This is a genomic window from Streptomyces sp. NPDC001832 (genome assembly GCF_040297265.1).
Taxonomy (GTDB): domain Bacteria; phylum Actinomycetota; class Actinomycetes; order Streptomycetales; family Streptomycetaceae; genus Streptomyces.
The window spans coordinates 1-1,069 of sequence record NZ_JBEOYU010000098.1; the positions used below are offsets into that span (position 1 = coordinate 1).

At 68.1% G+C, this 1,069-nt stretch carries 1 protein-coding gene and 1 pseudogene; both read left to right on the top strand.

From position 1 onward, the window contains the following. On the top strand, positions 1-263 hold a 263-nt coding region (locus tag ABT115_RS30815; protein ID WP_351796788.1), incomplete at its 5' end, for a recombinase family protein. After that, a pseudogene (locus ABT115_RS30820) lies at positions 256-1,069 on the top strand (IS200/IS605 family accessory protein TnpB-related protein); the annotation flags it as partial. The gene ABT115_RS30815 and the pseudogene ABT115_RS30820, both read left to right, overlap by 8 nt.

A 1,069-nucleotide genomic window follows, 5' to 3' on the forward strand; every position in this document is an offset into this window, starting at 1 on the left:
GTCGCCTGCTGGCCGACCCGGCGGTGACCACCGTAGTGGTGGAGCACAAAGACCGGTTGGGCCGTATGAACGTCGAACTTGTCGAGGCCGCTCTGGCCGCGACCGGCCGTCGGCTCGTGGTGCTGGATGACGGCGAGGTCGAAGACGGCCTGGTGCGCGACATGGTGGAGGTTCTGACCTCGTTCTGTGCCCGCCTGTACGGCCGCCGGAGTGCGAAGAGCCGTGCCAGGAAGGCACTGGAAGCGGCGGCTGCCGATGGGTGACAAGAAGGAGCGGCTGCGTACCATCGACGCGCCGTTCGTTGCTGCCGGCCCGTCCGGTGTGGCGTTACGCGACCGCCTCAAGCACCTCACCCCGCAGGACGAGAAGGTGTTGCGTCTGGTCGGCGAGCACCAGGGCCGCCTGGCCTCTCTCGATCTCAAGGCCCGTTGCGAAGCCGGGCACGAGCACGACAACAGTGCGTGGGCATCCCGCAAGCGTGACCTGACCGGGCAGTCGTCGTCGCGTATCGCGGGTGCGATCACGAAGGCCACGCACAACCAGTACGGCCTGGCCCGACGCTGCCTGCTCGCACATATCCAGAACCTTGAGGCCAGTATCCGCACGCTGCGACACCGCCTGTCCCTCCCGATCGGAGAGAAAGGCAGCAAGCGGGCGGCGGGCGGGTACCGCTCCCGGGCCGAGTGGTTCTACAAGTCCCGCCGCCTGGCCAGCCTGGAACACCGGCTCGACGTGGCCCGCGACGATTGGAAGACCGGGCGCGTCCGTGTCGTTCGCGGTGGCCGGCGGCTGCTCAAGAACCGGCACAACCTTCAGGCCGCACAGCTCACCGAGCGCGAGTGGCGTGAACGTTGGGAAGCTGAGCGCTGGTTCCTTGCCGCAGACGGCGAGTCGGGAAAACGCTTCGGGAACGAGACGATCCGCGTCACCCCTGACGGCGAAGTGTCGATCAAGATGCCCGCCCCGCTCGCCCACCTGGCCAACAGCAAACACGGCCGGTACGTTCTCGCCTCCAAGGTCGCCTTCGCGCACCGCGGGGACGAGTGGCGCGACCGCACCGAGGCCAACC